General features: G+C 31.2%; 19 protein-coding genes. 8 read left to right on the forward strand and 11 right to left on the reverse strand.

What is annotated here, in order from left to right:
* Positions 1 to 86 precede the first annotated feature (86 nt).
* Positions 87 to 2,171, forward strand: a complete 2,085-nt coding sequence (locus GYM73_RS02980) for a DUF5686 family protein (RefSeq protein WP_220234098.1) — start codon at positions 87 to 89, stop codon at positions 2,169 to 2,171.
* Positions 2,172 to 2,240: 69 nt separating this feature from the next.
* A complete protein-coding gene (locus GYM73_RS02985; RefSeq protein WP_160542383.1) occupies positions 2,241 to 2,750 on the forward strand; it encodes an SPOR domain-containing protein in 510 nt (169 codons plus the stop codon).
* A 63-nt stretch (positions 2,751 to 2,813) separates the two neighbouring features.
* Here the strand turns inward: GYM73_RS02985 and hflX are convergent, their stop codons facing one another.
* The 4 genes from hflX to GYM73_RS03005 form a co-directional block, all read right to left on the reverse strand.
* A complete protein-coding gene (hflX, locus tag GYM73_RS02990; protein ID WP_160568025.1) occupies positions 2,814 to 4,031 on the reverse strand; it encodes a GTPase HflX in 1,218 nt (405 codons plus the stop codon).
* 256 nt (positions 4,032 to 4,287) lie between these two features.
* Positions 4,288 to 4,860 carry a DNA-3-methyladenine glycosylase I gene (locus tag GYM73_RS02995; RefSeq protein WP_220234099.1) on the reverse strand — a complete coding sequence of 191 codons (573 nt, stop codon included), beginning with the start codon at positions 4,858 to 4,860 and terminating at the stop codon, positions 4,288 to 4,290.
* Positions 4,861 to 4,916: 56 nt separating this feature from the next.
* Complete coding sequence (locus GYM73_RS03000) at positions 4,917 to 6,575, reverse strand: OstA-like protein (protein WP_166003198.1); 1,659 nt, start codon at positions 6,573 to 6,575, stop codon at positions 4,917 to 4,919.
* Positions 6,576 to 7,028, reverse strand: a complete 453-nt coding sequence (locus GYM73_RS03005) for a Fur family transcriptional regulator (RefSeq protein WP_105297069.1) — start codon at positions 7,026 to 7,028, stop codon at positions 6,576 to 6,578.
* A 250-nt stretch (positions 7,029 to 7,278) separates the two neighbouring features.
* Here GYM73_RS03005 and msrA point away from each other — a divergent pair, with 250 nt between their 5' ends.
* From msrA to GYM73_RS03020, 3 genes are all read left to right on the forward strand, one after another.
* Entirely contained in the window at positions 7,279 to 7,974 is a 696-nt protein-coding gene (gene msrA / locus GYM73_RS03010; RefSeq protein ID WP_160542378.1) for a peptide-methionine (S)-S-oxide reductase MsrA, read from the forward strand.
* A 253-nt stretch (positions 7,975 to 8,227) separates the two neighbouring features.
* Positions 8,228 to 9,688, forward strand: a complete 1,461-nt coding sequence (gene guaB / locus GYM73_RS03015; RefSeq protein ID WP_160542377.1) for an IMP dehydrogenase — start codon at positions 8,228 to 8,230, stop codon at positions 9,686 to 9,688.
* 77 nt (positions 9,689 to 9,765) lie between these two features.
* Positions 9,766 to 10,353: a hypothetical protein gene (locus GYM73_RS03020; RefSeq protein ID WP_105297090.1), complete on the forward strand. Its 588-nt coding sequence runs from the start codon at positions 9,766 to 9,768 to the stop codon at positions 10,351 to 10,353.
* Between the two features lie 149 nt (positions 10,354 to 10,502).
* Here GYM73_RS03020 and GYM73_RS03025 read toward each other — a convergent pair whose 3' ends face one another.
* Positions 10,503 to 11,681, reverse strand: a complete 1,179-nt coding sequence (locus GYM73_RS03025; protein WP_220234100.1) for an MFS transporter — start codon at positions 11,679 to 11,681, stop codon at positions 10,503 to 10,505.
* A gap of 279 nt (positions 11,682 to 11,960) precedes the next feature.
* On the opposite strand from GYM73_RS03025, the gene trmB reads away from it, so the two are divergent.
* Positions 11,961 to 12,632, forward strand: a complete 672-nt coding sequence (gene trmB / locus GYM73_RS03030; protein WP_160565584.1) for a tRNA (guanosine(46)-N7)-methyltransferase TrmB — start codon at positions 11,961 to 11,963, stop codon at positions 12,630 to 12,632.
* 142 nt (positions 12,633 to 12,774) lie between these two features.
* Here the strand turns inward: trmB and GYM73_RS03035 are convergent, their stop codons facing one another.
* Both GYM73_RS03035 and atpD read right to left on the reverse strand, forming a co-directional pair.
* Positions 12,775 to 13,044, reverse strand: coding sequence for a F0F1 ATP synthase subunit epsilon (locus GYM73_RS03035; RefSeq protein ID WP_160542374.1), 270 nt, complete (start codon positions 13,042 to 13,044; stop codon positions 12,775 to 12,777).
* A gap of 24 nt (positions 13,045 to 13,068) precedes the next feature.
* Complete coding sequence (gene atpD / locus GYM73_RS03040) at positions 13,069 to 14,583, reverse strand: F0F1 ATP synthase subunit beta (RefSeq protein ID WP_105297063.1); 1,515 nt, start codon at positions 14,581 to 14,583, stop codon at positions 13,069 to 13,071.
* A gap of 31 nt (positions 14,584 to 14,614) precedes the next feature.
* On the opposite strand from atpD, the gene GYM73_RS03045 reads away from it, so the two are divergent.
* Positions 14,615 to 15,643: a bifunctional riboflavin kinase/FAD synthetase gene (locus GYM73_RS03045; protein WP_255571012.1), complete on the forward strand. Its 1,029-nt coding sequence runs from the start codon at positions 14,615 to 14,617 to the stop codon at positions 15,641 to 15,643.
* Positions 15,644 to 15,683: 40 nt separating this feature from the next.
* Here GYM73_RS03045 and GYM73_RS03050 read toward each other — a convergent pair whose 3' ends face one another.
* From GYM73_RS03050 to porU, 4 genes are all read right to left on the reverse strand, one after another.
* Positions 15,684 to 16,238, reverse strand: coding sequence for an FKBP-type peptidyl-prolyl cis-trans isomerase (locus GYM73_RS03050; protein ID WP_220234101.1), 555 nt, complete (start codon positions 16,236 to 16,238; stop codon positions 15,684 to 15,686).
* Complete coding sequence (locus tag GYM73_RS03055; protein WP_220234102.1) at positions 16,225 to 17,238, reverse strand: bifunctional oligoribonuclease/PAP phosphatase NrnA; 1,014 nt, start codon at positions 17,236 to 17,238, stop codon at positions 16,225 to 16,227. The genes GYM73_RS03050 and GYM73_RS03055 overlap by 14 nt, the downstream gene beginning before the upstream one ends.
* An 88-nt stretch (positions 17,239 to 17,326) precedes the next feature.
* Positions 17,327 to 18,487, reverse strand: a complete 1,161-nt coding sequence (gene porV, locus GYM73_RS03060) for a type IX secretion system outer membrane channel protein PorV (protein WP_105297060.1) — start codon at positions 18,485 to 18,487, stop codon at positions 17,327 to 17,329.
* 67 nt (positions 18,488 to 18,554) lie between these two features.
* The gene (gene porU / locus GYM73_RS03065) at positions 18,555 to 22,433 is read right to left on the reverse strand and encodes a type IX secretion system sortase PorU (protein WP_220234103.1); all 3,879 of its coding nucleotides are present in this window, start codon (positions 22,431 to 22,433) and stop codon (positions 18,555 to 18,557) included.
* A 148-nt stretch (positions 22,434 to 22,581) separates the two neighbouring features.
* Here porU and gldJ point away from each other — a divergent pair, with 148 nt between their 5' ends.
* Positions 22,582 to 24,252 carry a gliding motility lipoprotein GldJ gene (gene gldJ, locus GYM73_RS03070; protein ID WP_370457895.1) on the forward strand — a complete coding sequence of 557 codons (1,671 nt, stop codon included), beginning with the start codon at positions 22,582 to 22,584 and terminating at the stop codon, positions 24,250 to 24,252.
* The last annotated feature ends 54 nt before the right edge of the window (positions 24,253 to 24,306 follow it).

Raw genomic sequence — 24,306 nt, forward strand, 5'->3', positions numbered from 1 at the left:
TTAATTTTAAACTTAGTTGTAATACACTTTTATTTGACTATATGAAGAATTTTCCGGTTTATATTTTTTTGTTTTTTCAAATATTTATGTTCTCTCAGAATTTAGAGATGAAATATTATGTACCGGATCATCCTCATTCCCGTGTTTATAAAATTTTAAAAATGGTTAAAAAGAACGAAAAAATTAACCATCCTAACCATTTAAATTCTTATAATTATTTTTTATATACTAAATTCTATATTGATGATTTTAGTAATGTTATGCATAGTATGAATAGTGATTCATCTGAGATTGCAAAGTTCGAGAAAAAGGAATATATATTTTTAGGAGAGCGGGTGATGAAATGCAGATATGACACAAGATACGGGAAAAAAAATATAATTTTAGCCGATCAGGTTTCGGGTTTTAAAAAACCTTTTTATGAGTTGTTTTCTGAACCTTTTTTTCAAGAAGAATTTCCTAATCTTTTCAAGAATAAATTCAATTCTTATAATTTTAAATTAATTGACAGTATTGTAATCGATACTAAAAAAAATTACATTATTTCATTCGGATCCAAGAAAAATTTGTTAGTAAATGGGAGCAGGGGAACATTGTATATTGACGCTAAAAGTTTTGCAGTAGTTAAATATTCAGGGGAAGAATATAACTCAAATTATACTCGTTATTTTGAGTATCAATGGAAATCGTTCAAAGGGATATGGTATTTAAAGTCTAAAACCAATAAAATAAGAATAAGTACCATTGATGTTACCAAATTATTGACAAATTCCAACAAGGAACAAAAATTTTTGTTTTCTCCCTGGATAGTTATCCAGATGACAACGTCTCATTTTACATCCAATAAGTCTTTTACAAGAAAAGATTTTAGAGGGTATGAATATGAATTGGAAAAAGATTTTAATACAAATACGGAAACAAAAATTAAAAACTTTCGTAAAACTCCTTTAACGCAACGAGAAAAGAATACCTATGCAAATTCCAGCTTTTTCAATGCGTTACCCATTGAAAAAAATGTTCGTCTTTTAAATTCGGTAAAAAATTGGAAATTACCTTTAGGTAAAGTGGATTTAAATGTATTGAATTTGATGAATTATAATGATTATGAAGGATTTAGGTTTCAGTTAGGAGGAAAAACCAATTACAAGTTTAGTGAAAATATGTCCATACTCGGATATCTTGCTTTCGGGACGAAAAGCACTAACAGTAAAGGTGCGTTGGGAATAGATCTTAATGTAAACAAAAAAAATAATGGAAAAATAAAGCTTTTAGGATACTCTGATGTAAATCCATTTTCGAAAACTATTGATAGATTTCCTAATCGTGAGGAACAAATAAAGGACGAATTAAATTACATTCAAAATTCAATTTTTTATACTTACAGAGGAGGAAAGCTCGCTTATGAACAAGATATAGTAAAGAAAGTTACTGCTTCGGTGGAAGCGAATTATGAAGTTCAAAAATCGGATTATGAATATTCATTTAAATCTTATTTGCCTTCTCATAAATATACGTTATTTTCAACTTCTTTACACCTTAAATACGCACCATTTGCTAAATATCTGATGACTCCGGAAGGAAAAATGACGGTAGAAGATAAGCCCGTTTATTTTTATTTTGATTATACCAAAGGGTGGAAAACTTTAGGAGCTGATTTCAACTATGATCGTTTTGACTTAGCTGCTCATATATCTGTAACTAATCCAATAGGGGAGAGTTCTTTAATTATGAATTCCGGATATATTTTCGGAAAAACGGTTTTATGGAATAATTATGGAAGTTTTGGTAATGCGAAAGTAGGGAAATCAATAGGAAATAGATTTTCAATGAAAGGCTATCGATCACTGGAAACCTTAGCACCCGGAGAGTTTTATGCGGATAAATATGTGGCTTTTTTCTTAACTCATTCTTTTAAAGACATAAATTTTATAGGAAATAGTAAGTTGCAATTTTCTTTAGTTTATAATGGATTACTAGGAAATATGAATCATAAAGAAATTCATAAATTAACTTCTTTTTCAGTTCCCGACAACTATTATCAAGAAGTTGGAATGGAGCTTAATAAGCTAATTTACTATTTTGGATTGGGAATTTATTATAGAATGGGAGCCTATCACCTTCCAACTTTCGATAAAAATTTATTTCTTAAATTAACTTTTAGTCTCTTTTAAATAGCATATTTCTTTAGATTTAATTATAAAATGCTATTTTTGTGTAGTTAATTTTATCATAATATCCAAATGAAAAGCTATATTTTTTTATTACTTTTTTTTATATGTATTTCTTTTAAAGCCCAGCAAATCATTACTAAAGTAGATTCAGCTACCGGGGGAAAGCTGATTATTAATGCTGATGAAGAAATATTGAAAATGGTTAGTGAAGATGAATTATGCAAAAAATTTGGAGACACCACGCGAGAATCTAAACCTATTTCTTCCACCGATAAAAAACCGGTGAACAGGCCTGTTTCTCCTGAAAACATTTGTGGCAGACGTAACGATATACCCGGTTTTATGATTAAAGTTGGAGAAGCTAAAACAGAGAAGGAAATTAATACGTTGACTACAGAATTTAGAAAGTTATTCCCTGAGTTACGGGTTGAAAAAAGTTATTTACGTCCTGATTGGAGACTTTTGGCCGGAGATTATTTTAAGAGAGAATCGGCAAAATCTGATTTAAAAAGAATTAAAAGGAATTTTCCTTCCGCCTTATTAGTTAATTGGAGAATTTATTGTAACCGAGCAAAATAATTTTTTTATTAAAAAAATATAAAACGAAAAGGGCTTATTAATTAAGCCCTTTTGTATTTTAAATTATATTTCTTTTCCTTCTTGATCGTAATATTCAAAGAGGAAATCATTATAAGGAAATCGTTGTGTATGGATATCTTTAACTTGATTATAAATAATTTTCTTCAATTCTTCATAATTTTCTTTAGTTAAAGCAGAAATAAAAACACTAGGATATTTGGATTTAGCCATCCATGTTTTTTTCCAATCGTCTAACGAATAATTTCTTTTGGTAACCGGTGTTAGATCATCTTCATCTTTTCTTTCATAAGAAAAATTATCAATTTTATTAAATACCATTATTGTTGGTTTATCTGCAGAACCTATTTCAGCCAATATGGTATTAACGGAATTAATATGATCTTCAAAGCTGGGATGAGAAATATCAACCACATGGATCAAGAGATCAGCCTCTCTCACTTCATCTAACGTTGATTTAAACGACTCTACCAGCTGAGTAGGTAATTTTCTTATAAAGCCGACTGTATCGGTTAGTAAAAAAGGAAGATTACCTATTACAACTTTTCTTACAGTTGTGTCTAGTGTTGCAAATAATTTATTTTCGGCAAAAACTTCTGATTTACTCAACACATTCATTAAGGTAGATTTTCCTACATTAGTATATCCAACCAAAGCTACTCTAACTAATTTTCCTCGATTGTTTCGTTGAGTTGACATTTGCTTATCAATCGATTTTAATTTTTCTTTAAGCAAGGATATTCTATCTCTGATAATACGTCGGTCGGTTTCAATTTCAGTTTCTCCCGGTCCTCTCAATCCAATACCTCCTTTTTGACGTTCCAGGTGAGTCCACATACGAGTTAAGCGAGGAAGAAGGTATTCATATTGAGCAAGTTCCACTTGTGTTCTGGCATAAGATGTTTCTGCTCGTTGAGCAAAAATATCTAATATAAGATTCGTACGGTCAATAATTTTCCTGTCTAATTCTTTTTCTATATTTTTAAGTTGAGAAGGAGTCAGTTCATCATCGAAAATAATTGTATCGATTTCATGTTCTTTAGCATAACTATTAATTTCTTCCAACTTTCCTTTTCCTACAAACGTTCTAGAGTGTGGCTGATCCAGCTTTTGCGTAAATCTTTTGTAAACTACAGCTCCGGCTGTATTTGCCAAAAACTCCAATTCATCCATGTATTCATTTAACTTTTCTTCATCTTGGTTTTGAGTAATCAATCCGATTAGAATAGCTTTTTCATATAATGCTTCTTTTTTTTCTAACATATAAAATTAATCTGCTTTAAACTCGATTTATTTATCAAATGTATTGTTTTTTAATAATGTGTAATACTATTAAATTTTATAAGGTATGTGTAATTACTGCATAATGTGATTTAACATAACAGGTATCTTTCAATAATTATACAATTTTTTTTAATTCTGTGTTTTTTACTGAATAGTACAATGGGTCCTAAGAGAGATTTTTTATTATTAGTTATTAAATATAAAAGTAAATTGAAAAAAACATGTTTACAATCAACTAATGATTAACAGGATGAAATGAGCAAGTAAGAGTATGATCATTAACCACTCCAACTGCCTGTAAAAATGCATAAATAATAGTTGTACCCACAAATTTAAATCCACGCTTTTTTAAATCTTTTGAAATACTATCGGAAAGTTGAGTTGAAGCGGGAACTTGTTTAATGGTCTCCCAGTGGTTGCAAATAGGTGTGTGGTTGACAAAGTTCCATAAATAATTGCTAAAACTTCCGAATTCGTTTTGCACATCCATAAATTTTTGTGCATTGGTTGTGGCAGCTTTAATTTTCAATTTATTTCTAATAACACCTTCATTGAGAAGTAAACGATCCATTTTTTGCTGAGTATATTGTGAAATTTTTTTATAATCAAAATGGTCAAAAGCTTCACGAATACTCTCTCTTTTTTTTAATACCGTAATCCAACTAAGACCGGCTTGAAATCCTTCAAGTAAAAGAAATTCAAATAGTAATCGGTCATCATATACCGGTTTGCCCCATTCCTCATCATGATATTTTTTGTATATGTCATCAGATCCTACCCATTCGCATCGAATTATTTCTCTTTCCATACTAATTTATATTAATGTAAGATGCAAATATAGATATTTATATAGGTATCTGATAATTATCGATTGCTGACTTTTGCATTTTGTTTTTTCTCTTCTTCCAATAGTTGCTCAATGGTTTTTCTAGGCTCGTTTTTATTATAGGGAAAGACATCCGGGAATATATCTTGCCATTTTTTTAATCTTTCGTCATCTCTCCATTCAAATTCAGGTAAATATCTGTTTTGCTCGGGAAGCCTACTTTCAGGGTATAATTTTGATTCTGCACTTAGCTGACAAGAAACAATATCCATTTTGCGTTCAACAAACTCACCTTGTAAAATTCCACATACAGATATGCTGATTCCCGTCCGTTGTTTACCTTTCGTTTTAGATTCTTCTTCTACATAAGTGATGGATTCGGCATTACCTTTTAAATCTACTAAATGAAGTTCTTCGTTTTGAAAATAGGCATGAAGCATTCTTCCTTTTGCTTGATTGAATTCCAATTTAGGACTTAAAGAATCTACTTTACTAATTACAAAAGCATGGGATCTGCCATAAATGGAATCTATGGCTTGACTGGAACTATTTAAATACGCAGAAAGAGTATCTGCGGTTAATTGTCTTCCTCCTGTTGACCAAAATATGGGTTTTTTATAAAAATCAATTCTACCAATGGTTTCTTGATACACCAGAGAATCGCTTTTTCCGGAAACATTCGATTTGAATAGCCTTCCGTTATGATACCCCCGAATGGTGGATTTTTTATCTTTTCCTTGAATGGCAATCAAGGTATCGGAATGAATGTATAAAGAATCTTTAGTAAATGCTTTTACCATATAAGGCCTTCCTGTAATCATTGCAGAATCCTTAAATTGATATACTTCAGCATATTCACCGATTAAAAATCTTTTTTCTTTAGGTTCTTCCAATTTAACGTTTTTAATTCCTCTACCAAAACCTTTTATTTCATCAAAAAATAAATCATTACCGGATAATATTTTCCCTTGGTAATAAACCTTTCCGTCATTTTTTAAATCGGATTGTTTGGTTTTGGTATTGTAAGAACCCGTACTTCCCGTTACGTAAACGGTGGGATCTTTTTTATTGGTTATGCGGGTAAATTTAGTAAATGTTGCAATTTCATTTTTAGCATCATATTTAATATCAGACCCTTCTAATATATATTCCGGAGATTCTAACGTAGAATTATCCCCTAGTTCAATTCGGTTGTCTTTAACAAAATATTTTCCAACTTTTGTATGAGTTATATTTTCGCCTTTATAAACTGTTCCCCAATTGTCAAAATAGGCAACATCCCGATTGGCATCATAGATCATTTCCTCGGTTTCAACCGTTTGATCGGGGGTAACTAATTTTACGTTATGATAGGCGATGGCATTTCTGGTTATTCCATTATAAGTCAATTTTTTACAATTCAAGGTAGATTGTTTATCCCTAAAAAAAACATTTCCTCTTGCTTCAATAAAATTTTTATCGCTAAAATAAATGATTGAATCTGCTTCTAAATGAGAAGTTTCGTGTTCTGCTATGACATGTCCTGAATAAACAATATTTCCGTTAAATACATGTTCATTCACCTCTTCCATGTCGGCATTGATAAGATTTATGGGTTTAGGATTATCCTTTTTGGAAGGAGCCGGAGGGGTAACTTGAGAAAATAAAAATACACCTGTGAATATAAAGAAAATAAAAAATATAATTTTTAAATTCATTTACTTGCTTTTCTTTTTTGCATAAAAATATAAAGAATGACTTTCGATTTCAATATTAAATATTTTTTCTAAAGAATCTTTAATTGTTTGAAGTCTAGGATCACAAAATTCAATAACTTCTCCCGAATCCATCATTAAGATATGATCATGTTGCTTAGCAAAATATGATTTTTCATATAAAGCTTGAAGTCCTTCTCCAAATTGATGTTTTCGGACTAACTTGGCATCTAAAAGAATTTCAATGGTATTATAAATAGTGGCTCTACTCACTCTATAATTTTTTTCTTTCATTCTCATATACAGCCAATCGATATTGAAATGTTCATCCGTTGAATAGATCTCCTCAACGATAGCAAATCTTTCAGGAGTTTTTCTATGACCTCGATCTTCTAAATATTTTATAAAAACATCTTTAACAATTTCAAAATTTTTATTTGCAGTATCTGTACTCATGTTATAGAATAGGTAATATGCAAAGTTAGCAAATTAATTACCGTAATCATACTTTCTTATAATATAATTTAGAATGATTTCCTAAACAAAATAAATATTTTTTTTATGAAATAATTTATTTATTCAAAAAAAAATATAAATAAATCCTTTTGTTTGTCTAAAATATTTAAAAAAAAATAAATTTTAGTACAGTTTTTGTTTAATAAAGAATAATATTAAATACTTAAATTTTTATAACTGTTTTATAAATATGCAACTAGTTCTAACAAATAATATAAAAAAGCAATTATTTATTTTTTTTAATGCTATTAATTTACTTTTGTTTAGTTGTCAGACCAATCAATCACAAGAAAAGAAAACGGATATAATGAGAAAAAAATTAGAGAAAATTACATTAGGAGGAGGATGTTTTTGGTGTTTAAGTCCTTGTTTTGAAATGTTAAACGGTATTACTAAGGTAACGGCAGGATATTCCGGAGGAAAAAAAGAAAATGCTAATTATAAAGATGTTTGTACGGGCACTACGGGACATGCGGAAGTAATTGAAATTGAATACGATCCTGAAGAAATTTCTTTTTCAGAAATATTAGATGTTTTTTGGTTTTTACATGATCCGACTCAATTAAACAGACAAGGAAATGATATTGGCACTCAATATAGATCTGTTATCTTTTATAGAAACGAAGAACAAAAAATTCTTGCTCAAGAATCTTTAAAAAAATCAGAATCTTCTGACTTATGGAAAGGTAAATATGTGACAGAAATAGTACCTTTTAAAGAATTTTATCCGGCTGAAGATTATCACCAAAGATATTACGAACAGAATCCAAATCAACCTTATTGCAGCTATACCATTGCACCTAAAATCCAAAAATTTAAAGCGCGATTTAATTATAAACTGAAAGCAGAATATCAAAAAAGAAATGTGGATAAAAATCAAGCGTAAGAAATTCACTATATAAAAAATTGTAGTAAGAATTAATTTAAATTATTTTAATTGTAGAAAAAAATATTTATAATTTTAAGAAAAATAAATCCAAAATATCTATATCAATTTAATTTATTTTTATAAATAATTAGTCTTTTTATAAAAAATTACGTATTATTTTATCATGTATTATTTTGATTATATACTTTTTTAAAAAAATTAAATTATTTTTTTAGAAAAAAAATTATATATTTGCTTGGCAAAAAACAATATGTCGCTTAGTTCTAAAATTGTAGAAGAAGCTATCACATTTGATGATGTTTTGCTTATTCCTTCTTATTCAGAGATTCTACCTTCTCAAGTAAATTTAAAAACCCAGTTAACTAAAAGAATTCAATTAAACATTCCAATAGTTTCAGCAGCTATGGACACTGTAACTGAATCAGGTTTAGCCATTGCTTTGGCCAGAGAAGGAGGTCTTGGATTTATTCACAAAAATATGCCGATAGATCAACAGGCTGTTGAAGTTAACAAAGTAAAGAGGTCAGAAAACGGCATGATCTCCAATCCCATTACCTTAAGTCGAAACCATACCTTACAGGATGCGCTCATGTTAATGAGAGAATATAAAATATCCGGTTTGCCGGTAATAGAGGAAGATGATACCTTAGTCGGTATAATTACCAATAGAGATATTAAATATCAATCGGATTTAAATCAAAAAGTAGAAGATGTCATGTCCAAAGAACATATTATTACTTCTTCAAAAAATACTTCTTTGGAACAAGCCAAGCAAATATTATTAAATAATAGGATTGAAAAGCTCCCTATTATAGATGATCACAACAAATTAATAGGGTTGATTACCATAAAAGATATTGATAATTTGTTGGAATATCCCAATTCATGTAAAGATTCTGAAGGAAGACTTAGAGTGGGAGCAGGGGTAGGAGTAGGAGATGATACCTTAGAAAGAGTCGAAGCATTAGTTAAAGCCGGAGTGGACATAATTGCGGTAGATTCCGCTCATGGACATTCAATCAATGTATTAAATAAAATCAGAGAAATCAGAGCTTCTTTTCCTGATTTAGATATTGTTGGTGGAAATATAGTTACCGCACAAGCGGCAAAAGATTTAATAGAAGCCGGAGCCAATTCATTAAAAGTGGGTGTAGGTCCCGGATCTATATGTACCACTAGAGTAGTAGCGGGAGTGGGAGTGCCACAATTATCTGCCATATATAATGTCTATGAATATGCAAATCAGCATCATATACCGGTGATTGCAGATGGAGGAATTAAACTTTCGGGAGATATAGTTAAAGCTATTTCCAGCGGTGCATCCTGTGTCATGCTGGGATCTTTATTTGCCGGAACCGATGAAGCGCCCGGAGATGAAATTATTTTTCAAGGAAGAAAGTTCAAAAGTTATCAAGGTATGGGTTCAATTTCTGCCATGAAAAGAGGAAGCAAAGATCGTTACTTCCAGTCGGGAACAAAAAAATTAGTACCGGAAGGAATTGAAGGGAGAGTTCCTTATAAAGGAAAATTATCCGATGTGGTTTATCAATTATGTGGAGGAATTCGTGCAGGTATGGGCTATTGCGGTACAGAAGATATAGTAAAATTGCAAAAAGAAAGTAAAATGGTTAAAATTTCTTCAGCAGGACTAAAAGAAAGTCATCCTCACGATGTTATAATTACTCAAGAAGCACCAAATTATTCTAATTAAAAAAAATATAATATTTTGTTAAAATTTTGGCATAGGTTTTGTCGTTTACTATGGTGTATAAAAATAATATAATAATTATGAAAAAAGTACTTTTATTGTTTACTATTTTTTTAGGTAGTATAGCAATATCAAATGCACAGATTGTAACTACACCACAAACTTCGGCTAACGTAGGTTCTACACCAATTCAAAAAGGAAGCTGGTTGACCGGAGCAGGTATTACAAATCTCGGCTATGATTTCGAAAACAAAGGATTTTCATTTAATTTAACTCCTAGAGTTGGGTATTTTCTTTCTCATGGAATAGCCGTTGGTGCAGCTATAGATTTCGGGGCAGTATTTCAAGATGATGAAAAACCTATTTGGAACTATGGGGTTATGCCTTTTGTAAGGTATTACTTCCCTGAAGGTGCTAAAGAAACCGGAAGATTTTTTGCTGAAGGTGATGTTGGATTCAAAGGAGCAGCAGTTAACGGAAGCTCAGACAGTGGATTTGCCTTTGGTGTAAATGTGGGTTACGCTCATTTTATTACCCGTTCTGTAGCATTAGAAGGTACAATCGGATATAACTATGCAGCTGCAATTCAAAATATTAACAACGGAAACAAACAAAGTGGTTTAGGTTTTGGTTTAGGATTTCAAATTTATATTCCACAATCCAAATAATTTAGCTGCTGTTAAAAAAAAATTAAAACTCCTAGAAAATAGGAGTTTTTTTTATGAAATAAAGTCAGTTGTCACCGGTTTAATGAATTAAATAATACTTGTTTATTTTATACTATCAATAATTACAAAAGAAATAAACTAACAATACATTATCGTTTTATTGAAAGTAAATGGAATATTATCATTATTATAGCGAAAAAGCTACCTACACTAATGACACCTGTCCAATTATAAATTTCAAAAGCATAGGCGGAAATAAAGGTTCCCAGTGATCCACCGATAAAATAACTGGTCATATAAATAGTATTTACACGATTACCTGCTTCCGGGTGATTTGAAAAAATAATAGATTGATTAGTAATTTGGGTAGATTGCACCCCAATATCAATTAATATGATCCCAATAGTTAAACCCAAATAAGAATAACCTCCATAGTAGAATATAATCCATGAAAGTAAAATCAATAATGCAGTAAAAACAAGTATTATATTTTTATTGAATTTAGATATAACTTTTCCCATGAGGGCAGCAGCCAGAGCTCCAAATGCACCTATTAAGCCAAATTTTCCGGCTATATTACTTGCTGTTCCGTCGCTTAAATGAAAATTTTCTTCAAGATGGAAAACCAAAGGAGTCCAAAAAGCACTTAAAGAAGCAAAACTAAGTCCTCCTCGTAAAGCGGCAGAGCGTATTGATGAATCTGTTTTAAAAAGCTCAACGAGTGAAAGCATTAACTTTTTATAATTTCCTTTAAAATTCGGGTAGATTTCCGGTAAATTAAAATATATCAAAAGATACACAACACCCATTAATATAGCTGCGATATAAAACATTTCTCTCCATCCTAAAATATCGCCGATATATCCACTTAAAACTCTCGATCCCAATATACCGATGAGTAATCCGCTCATCACAAATCCAACGGCTTTAGGTTTATCTTCCGGAGCTGCCAAAGTTGCAGCCATGGGTATAAACAATTGAGGAATAACTGAGGTAAAACCTATTATAAAACTTATAGGAAATAATAATTCTATGGAAGGACTGACAGCCATAGCTAATAAACTACTAATAATGAATATAAAATCAATAAGAATAATTTTTTTTCTACGAAACATGTCACCTAAAGGAATCAGAAAAAATAGTCCACAAGCGTAGCCGATCTGCGTAAACATGGTTATACCGCTTATTTTTGATTCACTGACATTAAAATCTTTGGCCATTAAACCCAATAGTGGTTGGTTATAATAGTTATTTGCTACTACTAGTCCTGAACTAATAGCCATCAGCCAAAGTATTTTAGGAGTAAGTTTTGGTTGAGAAAGATTCATTGATAATAGTGTTTAATCCATAAAAATATTAAATTAATTTTAAGTATATGAAATTTTTTATGAATGAATTATAAATACGATAATAATTAAAACTTTAATTTTAATATTTTAATGAATTTTAAAGAAATTTAAGAAGATTTAAAAGGAAACGTTTTTAGTTAGCAGATCTTAATTATAATTAGGGGTATTCATTTATTGTCACATTATGAAACTAGCTAACAATAAAGAAATTTGAAATGTGTACGAATATAGTTATTTTTGTACATTCAATACTAAATTATGGGCAAGGATAAACTTCGTAAATTTGCTGAAAACAAGACTTTTAATAATGTAATACAGCCTACGAGAGATGAAATACTTTCTAATTTTCATTATAAAGGTAAATGGAAAGAAGAATTTTTTAAAAATGATAATCCCATAATCATTGAATTGGGTTGTGGAAAGGGCGAATATTCCGTTGGTTTAGCGCAACATTTTCCTGATAAAAACTTTTTAGGAATAGATATTAAAGGAGCACGTTTTTGGAGAGGAGCAAAAACAGCCATAGAACAACAAATAAAAAATGTTGGTTTTTTGCGCACTCAAATTGAATTAATTGAACATGTATTTTCTCCCGGTGAAGTAGATGAAATTTGGATAACATTTCCGGATCCACAAATTAAATATAAAAGGACAAAGCACCGATTAATAAATTCTATTTTTCTTGAAAAATATAAAAGAATTATGAAAGAAGGAGGGAGTATCCATTTAAAAACGGATAGTGAATTTTTACATGGTTATGCCAACGGATTAATACATGGTTTGGGATATACCGTGTTATCTTCTCACCATGATATTTATGGAGCGCCGGAATACGAATTACCTTCTTACGTAAGAGAAATAAAAACATTTTATGAGAATATGTTTTTGAAAGAAGGTAAACCTATCACCTATCTGAATTTTAAAATATAACTATAAACGGAATTTCATGCTATATTAATTGACCTATTTTAAATATCTTAACTAGATACCCTAAATGTAAATTATATATAATAAAAAAAGGATTGTTACTCAATCCTTTTTTATGTTATTATAATATTATTGTATAAATATTTTAATCACAAAGTATTATACCTTTATTGTTATTAAATTCTAATAATCCGCTCTTAATAGTGAATGTTTGGTATTTGCCATCATTCTTTAATTTAGTAGCGTTGGAAGAAGAACTTACATTTTCAAGCTTAATGATTCCGGGTTCAAGAGTAGAAACAATAGAAGCATGGTTTTCCAACATTTGAAATTCACCCAATGAACCGGGAACTGTTATAGATGAAACTTCACCGTCAAAAATAACCTCTTCCGGAGTAAGTATTTGTATTTTCATCAAGATTTAAAATTATTCAACAAATTATTTTTTTAATTCAGCTAATAGTCTTTCACCATGTTCAATAACTTCTTCAATAGTTCCCTTCAAGTTAAAGGCAGCTTCCGGATATTGATCCAATTCTCCGTTAAGAATCATATTAAACCCTTTAATAGTGTCTTTAATATCCACTAATGCACCGGGAGTTCCCGTAAACTGTTCTGCAACATGGAAAGGTTGTGAAAGGAATCTTTGTACTTTTCTAGCTCGATAAACCACTAATTTATCTTCTTCACTTAATTCTTCCATACCTAAGATGGCAATAATATCTTGTAAAGCTTTATATCTTTGAAGGATTTCCTTAACATTTTGAGCACATTCATAGTGATCATTTCCTAAAATTTCAGGAGAAAGAATTCGCGAAGTAGATTGTAGTGGATCTACGGCCGGATAGATACCCAATGAAGCAATTTTCCTGTCTAATACGGTAGTAGCATCTAAATAGGCAAATGTAGTTGCAGGGGCAGGGTCTGTTAAATCGTCTGCCGGAACATAAACTGCCTGAACAGATGTAATAGAGCCGTTTTTAGTTGAGGTAATTCTTTCTTGAAGTGCACCCATTTCACTAGCCAAGGTAGGTTGATACCCTACCGCAGAAGGCATACGTCCTAATAAAGCAGAAACTTCCGATCCGGCTTGAGTAAAACGGAAAATATTATCTATGAAAAACAATACATCCCGACCTTTTCCGGCTCCTAAACCGTCTCGATAATATTCAGCTAAGGTTAAACCGGATAGAGCCACTCTGGCACGAGCACCGGGAGGTTCATTCATTTGACCAAAAACAAAGGCAACTTTCGATGATTTTAAAGCTTCAAAATCAACTTTTGAAAGGTCCCATCCGCCTTCTTCCATGGATTTCATAAATTCATCTCCATACGAGATAATTTTAGATTCCAGCATTTCCCGTAGTAGGTCATTACCTTCACGAGTTCGTTCTCCAACACCGGCAAATACAGATAACCCACCGTGTCCTTTAGCAATATTGTTAATCAATTCTTGAATCAATACGGTTTTACCAACTCCCGCACCTCCGAAAAGTCCAATTTTACCTCCTTTGGAATAAGGCTCAATTAGATCGATAACTTTAATACCGGTATATAATACTTCTGCAGAAGTAGAAATATCTTCAAAATTCGGAGAAGGCCTGTGTATAGGTAATTCATGGGTTTTGGGTACATCACCGATACCATCAATAGCTTTTCCGATAACGTTGAATAAACGTCCGTTAATTTCTTCACCGATAGGAACCGTTATAGGTTTATTAGTTGCTATAACTTCCTGACCTCGATATAAGCCATCGGTAGCATCCATAGCGATACATCTAACTGTATCTTGACCTATATGTTGCTCAACTTCCAGTACTAAATTGGGTTCATCGTTATCTTTAATAACTTCTAAAGCATCATATATATTGGGAAGTTGTTCTACATCATCAAAAACAACGTCTATAACCGGACCTATTACCTGAGATATTTTACCTTTATTTTCCGTTACCATATAATTTAAAATTCAAATAATTACATTTCCTTTGTGGAATTACAAATATACTATTTTAAAGCTTATAGGCGTTGAAAAAAAACCAAAAAAATATCATATTTTTGCAGACAATTTGTTTTCATTACCGGTGAATATTCATACTAAAAATTTCAGAGTAGCTAAAGAAAATAAAATTATACTAACTTTAGGTATGTTCGATGGTGTGCATTTGGGCCATCAGTTTGTTTTAAACTATTTGCATGATATTGCAAATAAAGAGGGAGCTGAAACAGCAGTTATGACATTCAATCCACACCCCCGATTCGTTTTACAACCCACAACTGAACTTAAGCTATTAACTACTTTAAATGAAAAAATACAACTTTTGGAAAAATTTAATGTGCAGCATTTATTTGTACAAGAATTTACGAAAGAGTTTAGTCGGTTAAGTGCCTTAGAATTTGTTAGAGATCTATTGGTATCCCAATTACACATACATTCATTAGTTATTGGTTATGATCATCAATTTGGAAATAATCGGGATGGAAATTACGAACGTTTGCAAACATATTCCGAACAATTTGGATTTATTCTTTACAAACTTCCTTCGGTAAGTGGATATACTTCTGTTATTAGTTCCACTAAAATTAGAAATAAAATTAGCGAAGGTAAAATAGGTAAAGCAAACGAGTATTTAGGGTATAATTTTTTTATGAAGGGCAAAGTGGTTACCGGTGATAAGATTGGAAGAACCATCGGTTTTCCTACTGCAAATATTGAAATTGATCCACACAAGATATGCCCAAAAAATGGGGTATATTATGTCAAAGTTAAGATTAAAGATGAATTTTTTTACGGGATGATGAACATAGGAATGCGTCCTACCATACAAGGTTTACAAAAACAAATTGAAGTTCATATACTTGAATTTGATAGGGATTTATATGGAAAAGAAGTTGAAATTTATTTCTATGATAGAGCACGTGATGAGATCAAATTTTCTTCATTAGATGAACTTAAGGCTAGATTGACTTTGGATAAAAAAAATACACAAAACTATTTTAAAGATTTATATAATTAATTTTTAAAATAAGTGTATCCGCCCAAATTTTATAAGATAATCATTTCGATAAAGGTTTAACATCGATTAAAGTAAGGGTTACTAAGAGGGGTACATTAGATCCAATTTTATTTTCATCTCCATATAAACCATAGGCAGAGAAGGAGGGGAGGACTATTTCAGCTATATCTCCTTTTTCCATCATGTACAATGCTGACTCAATTCCTCTTATTTCTTTAAATTTTCCTAAAACTCCCTGCTTTTCACCAAACTCATCAAAAGAATAAATTACATCTCCTGAAAGTGTTTTTATTTCAGCAGAATATTTAATCCAGCTATTATTTTTAGGTTGTGGAGATTTTTTATGTGAAATAAATCGAATCCAAATACCCGAAGAAGTAGGAACAAATTTTAAATGTAAAGAATCCTCTCGTTTACTAATCCAGTTTTGCAAGAAATCCCTTTCCTTATCTTCTCTAGCTTTAGAGTTTTCTAATAATTTTTTGCCATATGCAGATTTTGAATTAGTTACCGGAAGGAAAATTTCTTTTTTCTGACACGAGAATAAAATGCCTATACAAAATGAATATATAATTGCAATGTTAAGAAATTTCATGGATTTCGTTTTCAATTATATTTTTAAATCTTGAAATAGAATCTTTTAAAGAAAGATCACTTCTGCCACCGGCAGCATTAATATGTCCACCGCCATTATAATAGCTTCGAGAAAACGCGTTAACGTCAAAATTACCTTTGGAACGGAAAGAAATCTTAACAAAATCATTTTGCAGATCTTCCATAAAAAATGCAACAAATTTAATTCCTATAATTGAAAGTCCGTAATTAACAAATCCTTCCGTATCTCCTTTTTGATAACCCAATTCTAACAATTGATTTCTGGTCACATACAATATTGCAGTATTTTTATCAGGAATAAGTTCAATGGATTCTAAAACACAGCCTAAAAGTTTTAGTCGTTCCGGTGTATTACAATCAAAAATATTGGAAGCTATAAGATCCGGTTTAGCTCCTTTTTCCAAAAATACGGATATAATTTTATGAGTTTCAGCGGTGGTATTTCTAAACCGAAAACTTCCGGTATCAGTTAAAATTCCGGTATATAGACAAGTTGCTATTTTTTCATCGATTTTTGATACTTCACCTAAGGCATCAATAAATTTATAAATCATTTGGCAAGTAGCCGGTTGAGATGTATCTGAATATATGTAATCAAAATTATCCGGGTTTTGATGATGATCAATCAACACTTTAACGGCTCTTGATTCATTTAATTTTGTTTCCAATTGATTAATCCTTGAAGAAGTATTGAAATCAAGACAGAAAATTAAATCTGCATTTCTAAAAGCTATTTCAACGAATTTTACCCGATATTCACCAATGATGATATTTTTGGCTTCCGGCAACCATTTTAAAAATTTAGGAAATTCATTTGGTACAATTATCGTGGATTGAACTCCAACGTTACGTAAAAAATGATATAATCCTAAAGAAGAACCAATGGCATCACCGTCCGGATTCTGATGAGCCAAAATGAGTATATTTTTTTTTGTTTTTATTAATTGTTTTAATTCATTGAGTTTTTCAGGTGTAAACATCGTACTGTATAATTTTGGTAAATGTAAAAAAAATCACTCTTTTATACAGAGTGATTCTTACTATAGGTTAGATATTTTAGTTGAAATTTTAATAATTGTCGTAAGCATTGGTTGCATCACCACCAAAATCCCACGTCAATCCAAATCGTAATGTATTGTCTAAAGCATTATTAACACTTGAAGTTGTAATTAGATAAGAAAAATCAATACCAAACGATTGATATTTAAGACCTGCTCCCAGTGTTACATATTGTCTTCCTCCTTTGTCAGGATTTTCGTAGAAATAACCGGTACGAAAAGCAAATGCGTTATTGAAAGTATATTCACCTGCAATACTGTACGTAATTTCTTTGCCCACATCTTTATTACTAAATGATTTAAACATTCCGGAAATAAAACTTTTATCTGGAACTTGATATGTTATGCTACCATCGGGATTTTTAACTTCTTCGGGTGCAGGAACAAGTAATTTTGTAGCTTCAAAAGTCAATCCCAATTTATTATCGTCATCGAAATACAGATCATAACCCACACCTAATCTTAAATTAGTAGGCAAATAGCTGGAATTTTCTTTGCTGTCAGAGTAATCTAATTTAGGTCCCATATTAAATAATCCCCAACCAGCTCTCCATCTTCCTTCATAATTGCCGAAAGAACTGCTTTTTTCAGATTGGAAATATCCGGTTACATCAACTGCGAATGTATTGGCAGCCTTTGTTTGGGCAGATGAATTATCAACATTGTTAAATAAATCGGAACGAACGTACCTTGCGGTAACCGCCATGGAATATACATCCGCTAATTTAAGTCCATAAGACACATCTAATGCAAATTCATTGGGTTTAGAAATACCTTTTTCAACAATGTTATTTCCCAATAATTCGTTAAGTTGGATTTCACCCATGTTGAAATAATAAATACTTGCGGCTAATGTGCTTCTTTCTTCTTCACCGAGGAATGTATAAAAAGTTCCGTTTAATAAAAATACATCGCTAGTTAGTTTATTCATATAGGGAGTATATGAAAGACCTACTCCGGAATAACTAGTTCCAAAAACATATTTTGAAGGGTTCCAAAATTGGGAGAACCCATCGGGTGAAGTTGCCACCCCTTGATCACCTAAACCGCCAGAACGAGCATCCGGTGATATTCTTAAAAAGGGTGCTCCGGTGACTATGGCGTAATTTCTATTCTGAGCCTTAAAGGCGCTAAATAATAACAACGTCAGAATTAAAATTCTTTTTTTCATGAACTATTTGAGTTAAAATGATATAAATTTTTTTTATTATAGCGTTTTTATAATGCAAAAATAAATTTTATTTTAATATTACCAATTTTTCCACTTGAGAAACTGAACCCTTACAAAATTCAGATGTTCCTTTTATTTTTACACGATAAATATACACACCTTTTCCGATTTTATCTCCAAAATCATCCAATCCGTCCCATTCAATTCCAAATTTGTCGGTTCTGTATCCTTCGTTAAAAGGCTGAGAAGTAACGGTTTTATTAATAGTTTTTACTAATTTTCCGGATACGGTAAAAATTTGGACTTGAACATCAAGAATATCGGGACAATTATGTTCAAAATGAAAAAATGTTTTAGTTGTAAATGGATTAGGCCAGTTTAATAATTTTTTTATTATTAATCCCTGATCACCGTTATCAACAACTAAAAAATCTAAGGTAGCAGAAGATGAATTATTATTAATATCCCAAACTTTGAATTTAATTGAATGATTTCCTGTTTCAAGATTATCTAATCGATACCAAACTTTTCCTTTTTGATAATCTTTTAAATTCGGATTTAGACAAGGAGAAGATTCTCCTCCGGTATAAAAATCATTCAGAATAATGGTACCGTTTACATTATTATTTAACACGCCCGTGATATCATGTCCAATTCCTAAACCGGTTGAATTAATACCGGTACTATCCGTAACACAGGCTAAAAGATACGGTGAGCGATCAGTTATTCCTCCATTGGCAAAATTTAGATTATTCATGTATAAACCTATTTTTGGGCCTTCCGAATCATTTATTCCATTGGGATTTATATCTCCAATTTTTAAATCATTTTTAAAATATAAGGCGTCAATTTCAGAATTATCGGCATATAAAAGTAATTTGCCATCGCCGATATCATAATTAATATCTTTAGGAACGTAAAATTCTATTTTAAAATTTCCATCTTTAACTTGTGAACCTCCTTTATATATGGCATTAACCTGTTCTTTATATTCAAGAGGTGGTTTAAGTGAATTATAATTAAAATTATTTAGAGTTTTTTTATCCACAGGTTTATCATATAAAACAGTTTGGATATTTCCCGAAAAAGAGGGATCAACATCTCCATTTTCATTTAGTACTTGGCCTTCAATGGTAATAAAATCAAGGGCTTTTATAACACCCGAGAAATGGTCTGCGTCCAATCCGTTTATTTTAGTGACCTTAATTTTACGTTTCGGGTATACCAAAGATTGCGCGGGATCTCCGAACAAATTTATTTTTCGACTTTCTCCACTTAAGATCTCTTTTTTGGAAAGTCGAAGCGCTTCACCTAGAGCTATATATTGATTAATTTCAGTTTTTTTTGTGAATATGTTTTTCATGATTATAGGATTCATATTCAACCCATAATAGATTGATAGCGCCCTATTGGTTGTAATCATGGAATATGCTCCACCATTTTTTTTGAGATATAATAAATCACCTAAAGAATTTAAAGAAGGATTGTCCCATACGGAAACATCGCATGAGATAGTAATAAATAAAGGAAGTCGAGAAAAATCTCTGTTGAAATTAGACAAGCTATTTACATCTTCTTTTGAAAATAGCCTATATTGAGAAAGAGATAATGTACCGCCATGTCCAAAATAATTTATTACTAAATTACCATTGTTAAAAGCGGCTTTAATAGCTTCATTTACCTGTGGAAATCTGGCTCCACCTGTAGTGTAATCTGCATTATAAGAATCTATATATAACTTTTTAAGTGTATATTCTTTCAATGATTTATCAAAAATATTTTGAGCAATAGTTTCTTCAATTTTTTTATGGAAATTGTTATCACTGTCAATGTCTACAATAACAGAGGCGTTTAATCTCCAATTTCCAAAAGGAATACCTTGAGGAGCTTTTCCATTATCGTATTTTACACTTTTATCTACACATGCTGTTGCTTCGGATAGATTTTTTGCAATCATTCTTCCCACTGCTATATCTAATTGAGTAGCTGAAAGATTGGCATCTTCTCCTATTAAATTAGCTTCATCATCATCCAATATCGTTATAAAATCATCTGTTGCATATGAGTAATTAAGACCGGTGCTATTATAACTTTGATAGGTAGGAATTAAGTTATGTCCGGTTCCGGTTCTATTTTTATAATCATACGAAGCTGATCCCAGTAGAAGCACATATTTTAATTTTCCATTGTCTTTCTTATATAGATAACGTAAAAAATCCCTTATTGCGGTTAAATCTTGTCCCCCGGAGCTAAATTCATTATAAATTTGATTTACAGTAACTACTTCTACTTTTAATCGATTTTTAGATTGATGTAAATTTTTAATGCGATTTGCCTGAGAAACAAATTCAGGAACAGTTATGACAATATAATCTACATCGGATATGGAATGTAAAGCCTGATTTGAAATTTTACCAACAACTTCCGGAATGTAGGCAGCTGAGTGCTTAAAGGCGATCATTTCGTTTTTAAAATTAGTTGATAATAGTTGATAGGAATACGTAAAAGCATTTGCTGATCGTTCCAGTTTTTTTGCGTTGACAACATCTGAAACATCCCAAACTTCAAAATCTTCAGAAGGAACAAAAGTAAATCCATATATTTTTCCATCTTCAATGGGATCAAATGTTCTGAAATTCATTTGACTACCATTAAATTTAAGCTTTTGCTTATATAAGACTTCAAAATAATCGGGATAAAATTCAGCCGAGGGATTAGCAGAGTTATCAAATCCTAAAGTAAATTTTAATTGATTATTAGTTGGAGTGATAGTTTGTGTTTGGCTTCCAATTGCAAAATCAATTTCATTAGGGGATGGTCTTAAAATCGATGAAAATACCGGATTATCATTATATGACACATTTATTTTTCCATTAATACCGTTTCTTGATACCCAAGCATATTTCCAAGTTATGCTTGAACCCGGAACTAAGTCATGCACCGGAAATAGGATTTCTTTATAATTTTTCAATCCTAAATTTTCATCCACCCAAATTTTACCTAATTGATTTAAATTTAGTCTATCTTCTTCAAAGAATTGATGATCATCGTACTCTACATATACTTTAGCGTTTGGTGTTTTGTAAGGATTGGATTGAATTCTTTTTCCTGCAGTTTGATTGATGTTAATAAAATAATATGCATAATCTTCATATATATTTTTTTTATGCCTAACCTTTGAATTTCTTATCCAATAATCCGGTCCTTGCCCATAAAATAATATATAATCATCTGAATCAAAAATTCCATCATTTTCTCCTCGGACATAAATGGCATTTTCTTTTAGGTTATCGTATCTGAACGATGAGGTTGGTTCCGGAAGCATTTTTCCTCCATTGCCAAATATTCGTATAGTTTTGGGATCTAAAGAATTACAATTTATTCCTAAAGATTGTAATAAATTACGATCAATTTTATAAACTCCTGTTTTTGCAATTTTAATTTTATACCATAATCCGTTTTTTAGAACACTTTCAACATTCAAAAAGGATTCTATAGATGAAAAATTTTTACTATATGAATTTTTTTTCTCAATGGTAAAACGTACCAGTTTAAAAATGGTATTACCTGTTTTCTTTAATGTTTTAATGGTTACGGATATAAATTTTTGATCTCGTGACTTAGTAATTGACGCGCTGAAAATATTATCATCGGGAATAAAGTCCAAAGGCGTATCGCCAAGTTGCGATTTTTCAATAGGTTGCCATTGTAAATTGGTCAGATATACATCTCCAATAAAATCAGTTTTCTCGGCATAATATAAAGTAGGTATTCCTTCATCAATGGAATAGTTATCATTGGTAAAGAAAGGATATTTTTTTACTTGCTCAGTTGAATAATAAAAATTCTTTATACCGTCCCAATTAATCGTAATAGTTTGTGCCACAGGGATAAATGTGGACACTTGAATGAAAAACGCTATAAAAATGTATAAAAATCTTTTCATTTACCTCTAAATAACGAATAAGTAGAAATAATATTTTACTAAATATACAATATCTACAAATAAGTTAACGTTATTTGAGGTTATGTAATATAAAGTAGAAAAAATTTTTCTTTCAGTAATATTATATTATTTTTGCATGATCTTAATTATGAAAATAAATACAATGAGAATCGGGAAATTCATATTATTATTATCCGTTGTTTCTTCAATTTCCTTAGCATTAGTTAGTTGCGGTGGTGGGAGAACTAAACCTGGCGGTGGAACTAAAAATACAAAAAGTTTGACCGGATGGAAGGCCAATGATAGAAACGGCTGGTTTTATAGTAAAAAGAAAAAGACTGAAAAAGGTTGGGTTGGAATGGTATTCGTGGAAGGAGGAGCTTTTACTATGGGATTAGTTAAAGACGATGTAATGCATGATTGGAACAATACCCCTAACCGAATGCAAGTAAGATCTTTTTTTATCGGTGAAACTGAAGTAACAAATTATGAATATCGTGAATATGTAACTTGGTTAAAGTATGTATATTCACCAACGGATGAGAATTATAAAGATATTTATTATGGAGCCCTTCCTGATACTCTTGTTTGGAAAAATAAATTGTCCAGAAACGATGTTTATTCAGAAGATTATTTCAGAGCCCCTCAATTTGATAACTACCCGGTAGTTGGAGTAAGTTGGTTACAAGCACAAAGATATTGTGATTGGTTGACCGATAGGGCCAATGAAAGAGAATTAATGAATAAAGGTATTATCCCAAAAGATTTTTATAGTAATCCGGCCAATAATGTGGGTTCAAATTCATTTAATGTTGAAAAATATAAATACAATGATCCTGAATTGGAAGGTATTGTCAATCAAGATAAAATCGCTAAACAAAGCGGTATTACCAGCAAAAATGAAAGAATTATAGCAGTTAATAAAAGTGCTCAAGGAAATTTAGTACAAAAATTCAGATTACCTACAGAAGCTGAATGGGAATATGCTGCACTGGCTGAAGCAGATAACAGACAGTATAATATCATTGAAGGTAAAGACGTAATGATCAATAGAATGCGTGCTAAAAAAGGAAGAAATAGAGGTCAATTTCTGGATAATTTTAAATCCGGTGGACAAGGAGATTATTCCGGTAGTGGAGGTTGGGCTAATGATGGGAATGCAATTACTTCCGATGTTAGAGCATATCCATCCAACCCTTTTGGATTGTATGGTATGTATGGAAATGTTGCTGAATGGACACAAGACGTTTATAGACCGTTAATAGATACTGATTTTAATGATTTCAACTATTATAGAGGAAACGTATATCAACAATTTATTAGTGAAGAAGGAAATCCCGGCAGATTTAAAAAAGTTGATGACGGTACTATTCAATATGATACTTTAGCAGATGGAAGAAAATTATATAGAAATTTATCCGGAAAATTTGAAACAGAGATTGTAGATGATGCAAGAAACTTTAGAGACGGAGATTTACAATCTTCTTTAGAATCTGGAGATGGTCGTGTTGATTCAACCGGTACCTTTAATTACTACAATTCACCTATTAGAAACTGGACCGTAGATAAAAGTGGAAGAGTAGTTTTAGATAAGGATTCCAAACAAAGAACTTCCCAAATCAGTAATGATTTAAGGGTTATTAAAGGAGGATCTTGGAATGATACCGCTTATTGGTTAGATCCGGGACAAAGAAGATATATGCTTGAAAATGAGTCTGCCGTATGGGTTGGATTTAGGGTAGCTCAAGATCACAAAGGTAAAGAATCTTCTTCTAAAAGAACCAAAAGAGGAGCCAGCAATAGAGTTCCCAGAAAATAATGTAAAATAAATTAAATAGTATAAACAAAACAAAGAAGGCTATCCTCAAGATAG

The sequence above is a fragment of the Apibacter sp. ESL0432 genome, from assembly GCF_019469225.1.
GTDB lineage: Bacteria > Bacteroidota > Bacteroidia > Flavobacteriales > Weeksellaceae > Apibacter.

Excerpts from the sequence above, each read along its gene's own strand:
- GYM73_RS03005 (WP_105297069.1), bottom strand. The coding sequence starts at position 7,028 with ATGAGTACAGATACTGCAAATAAAAATTTTGAAATTGTTAAAGATGTT.
- atpD (WP_105297063.1), bottom strand. The coding sequence starts at position 14,583 with ATGGTAACGGAAAATAAAGGTAAAATATCTCAGGTAATAGGTCCGGTT.
- GYM73_RS02995 (WP_220234099.1), bottom strand. The coding sequence starts at position 4,860 with ATGGAAAGAGAAATAATTCGATGCGAATGGGTAGGATCTGATGACATA.
- GYM73_RS03035 (WP_160542374.1), bottom strand. The coding sequence starts at position 13,044 with ATGAAAATACAAATACTTACTCCGGAAGAGGTTATTTTTGACGGTGAA.
- porU (WP_220234103.1), bottom strand. The coding sequence starts at position 22,433 with ATGAAAAGATTTTTATACATTTTTATAGCGTTTTTCATTCAAGTGTCC.
- gldJ (WP_370457895.1), top strand. The coding sequence starts at position 22,582 with ATGAAAATAAATACAATGAGAATCGGGAAATTCATATTATTATTATCC.
- GYM73_RS02985 (WP_160542383.1), top strand. The coding sequence starts at position 2,241 with ATGAAAAGCTATATTTTTTTATTACTTTTTTTTATATGTATTTCTTTT.
- porV (WP_105297060.1), bottom strand. The coding sequence starts at position 18,487 with ATGAAAAAAAGAATTTTAATTCTGACGTTGTTATTATTTAGCGCCTTT.
- GYM73_RS03050 (WP_220234101.1), bottom strand. The coding sequence starts at position 16,238 with ATGAAATTTCTTAACATTGCAATTATATATTCATTTTGTATAGGCATT.
- msrA (WP_160542378.1), top strand. The coding sequence starts at position 7,279 with ATGCAACTAGTTCTAACAAATAATATAAAAAAGCAATTATTTATTTTT.
- GYM73_RS03000 (WP_166003198.1), bottom strand. The coding sequence starts at position 6,575 with ATGAATTTAAAAATTATATTTTTTATTTTCTTTATATTCACAGGTGTA.
- hflX (WP_160568025.1), bottom strand. The coding sequence starts at position 4,031 with ATGTTAGAAAAAAAAGAAGCATTATATGAAAAAGCTATTCTAATCGGA.
- guaB (WP_160542377.1), top strand. The coding sequence starts at position 8,228 with ATGTCGCTTAGTTCTAAAATTGTAGAAGAAGCTATCACATTTGATGAT.
- GYM73_RS03055 (WP_220234102.1), bottom strand. The coding sequence starts at position 17,238 with ATGTTTACACCTGAAAAACTCAATGAATTAAAACAATTAATAAAAACA.
- GYM73_RS03020 (WP_105297090.1), top strand. The coding sequence starts at position 9,766 with ATGAAAAAAGTACTTTTATTGTTTACTATTTTTTTAGGTAGTATAGCA.
- trmB (WP_160565584.1), top strand. The coding sequence starts at position 11,961 with ATGGGCAAGGATAAACTTCGTAAATTTGCTGAAAACAAGACTTTTAAT.
- GYM73_RS02980 (WP_220234098.1), top strand. The coding sequence starts at position 87 with ATGTTCTCTCAGAATTTAGAGATGAAATATTATGTACCGGATCATCCT.
- GYM73_RS03025 (WP_220234100.1), bottom strand. The coding sequence starts at position 11,681 with ATGAATCTTTCTCAACCAAAACTTACTCCTAAAATACTTTGGCTGATG.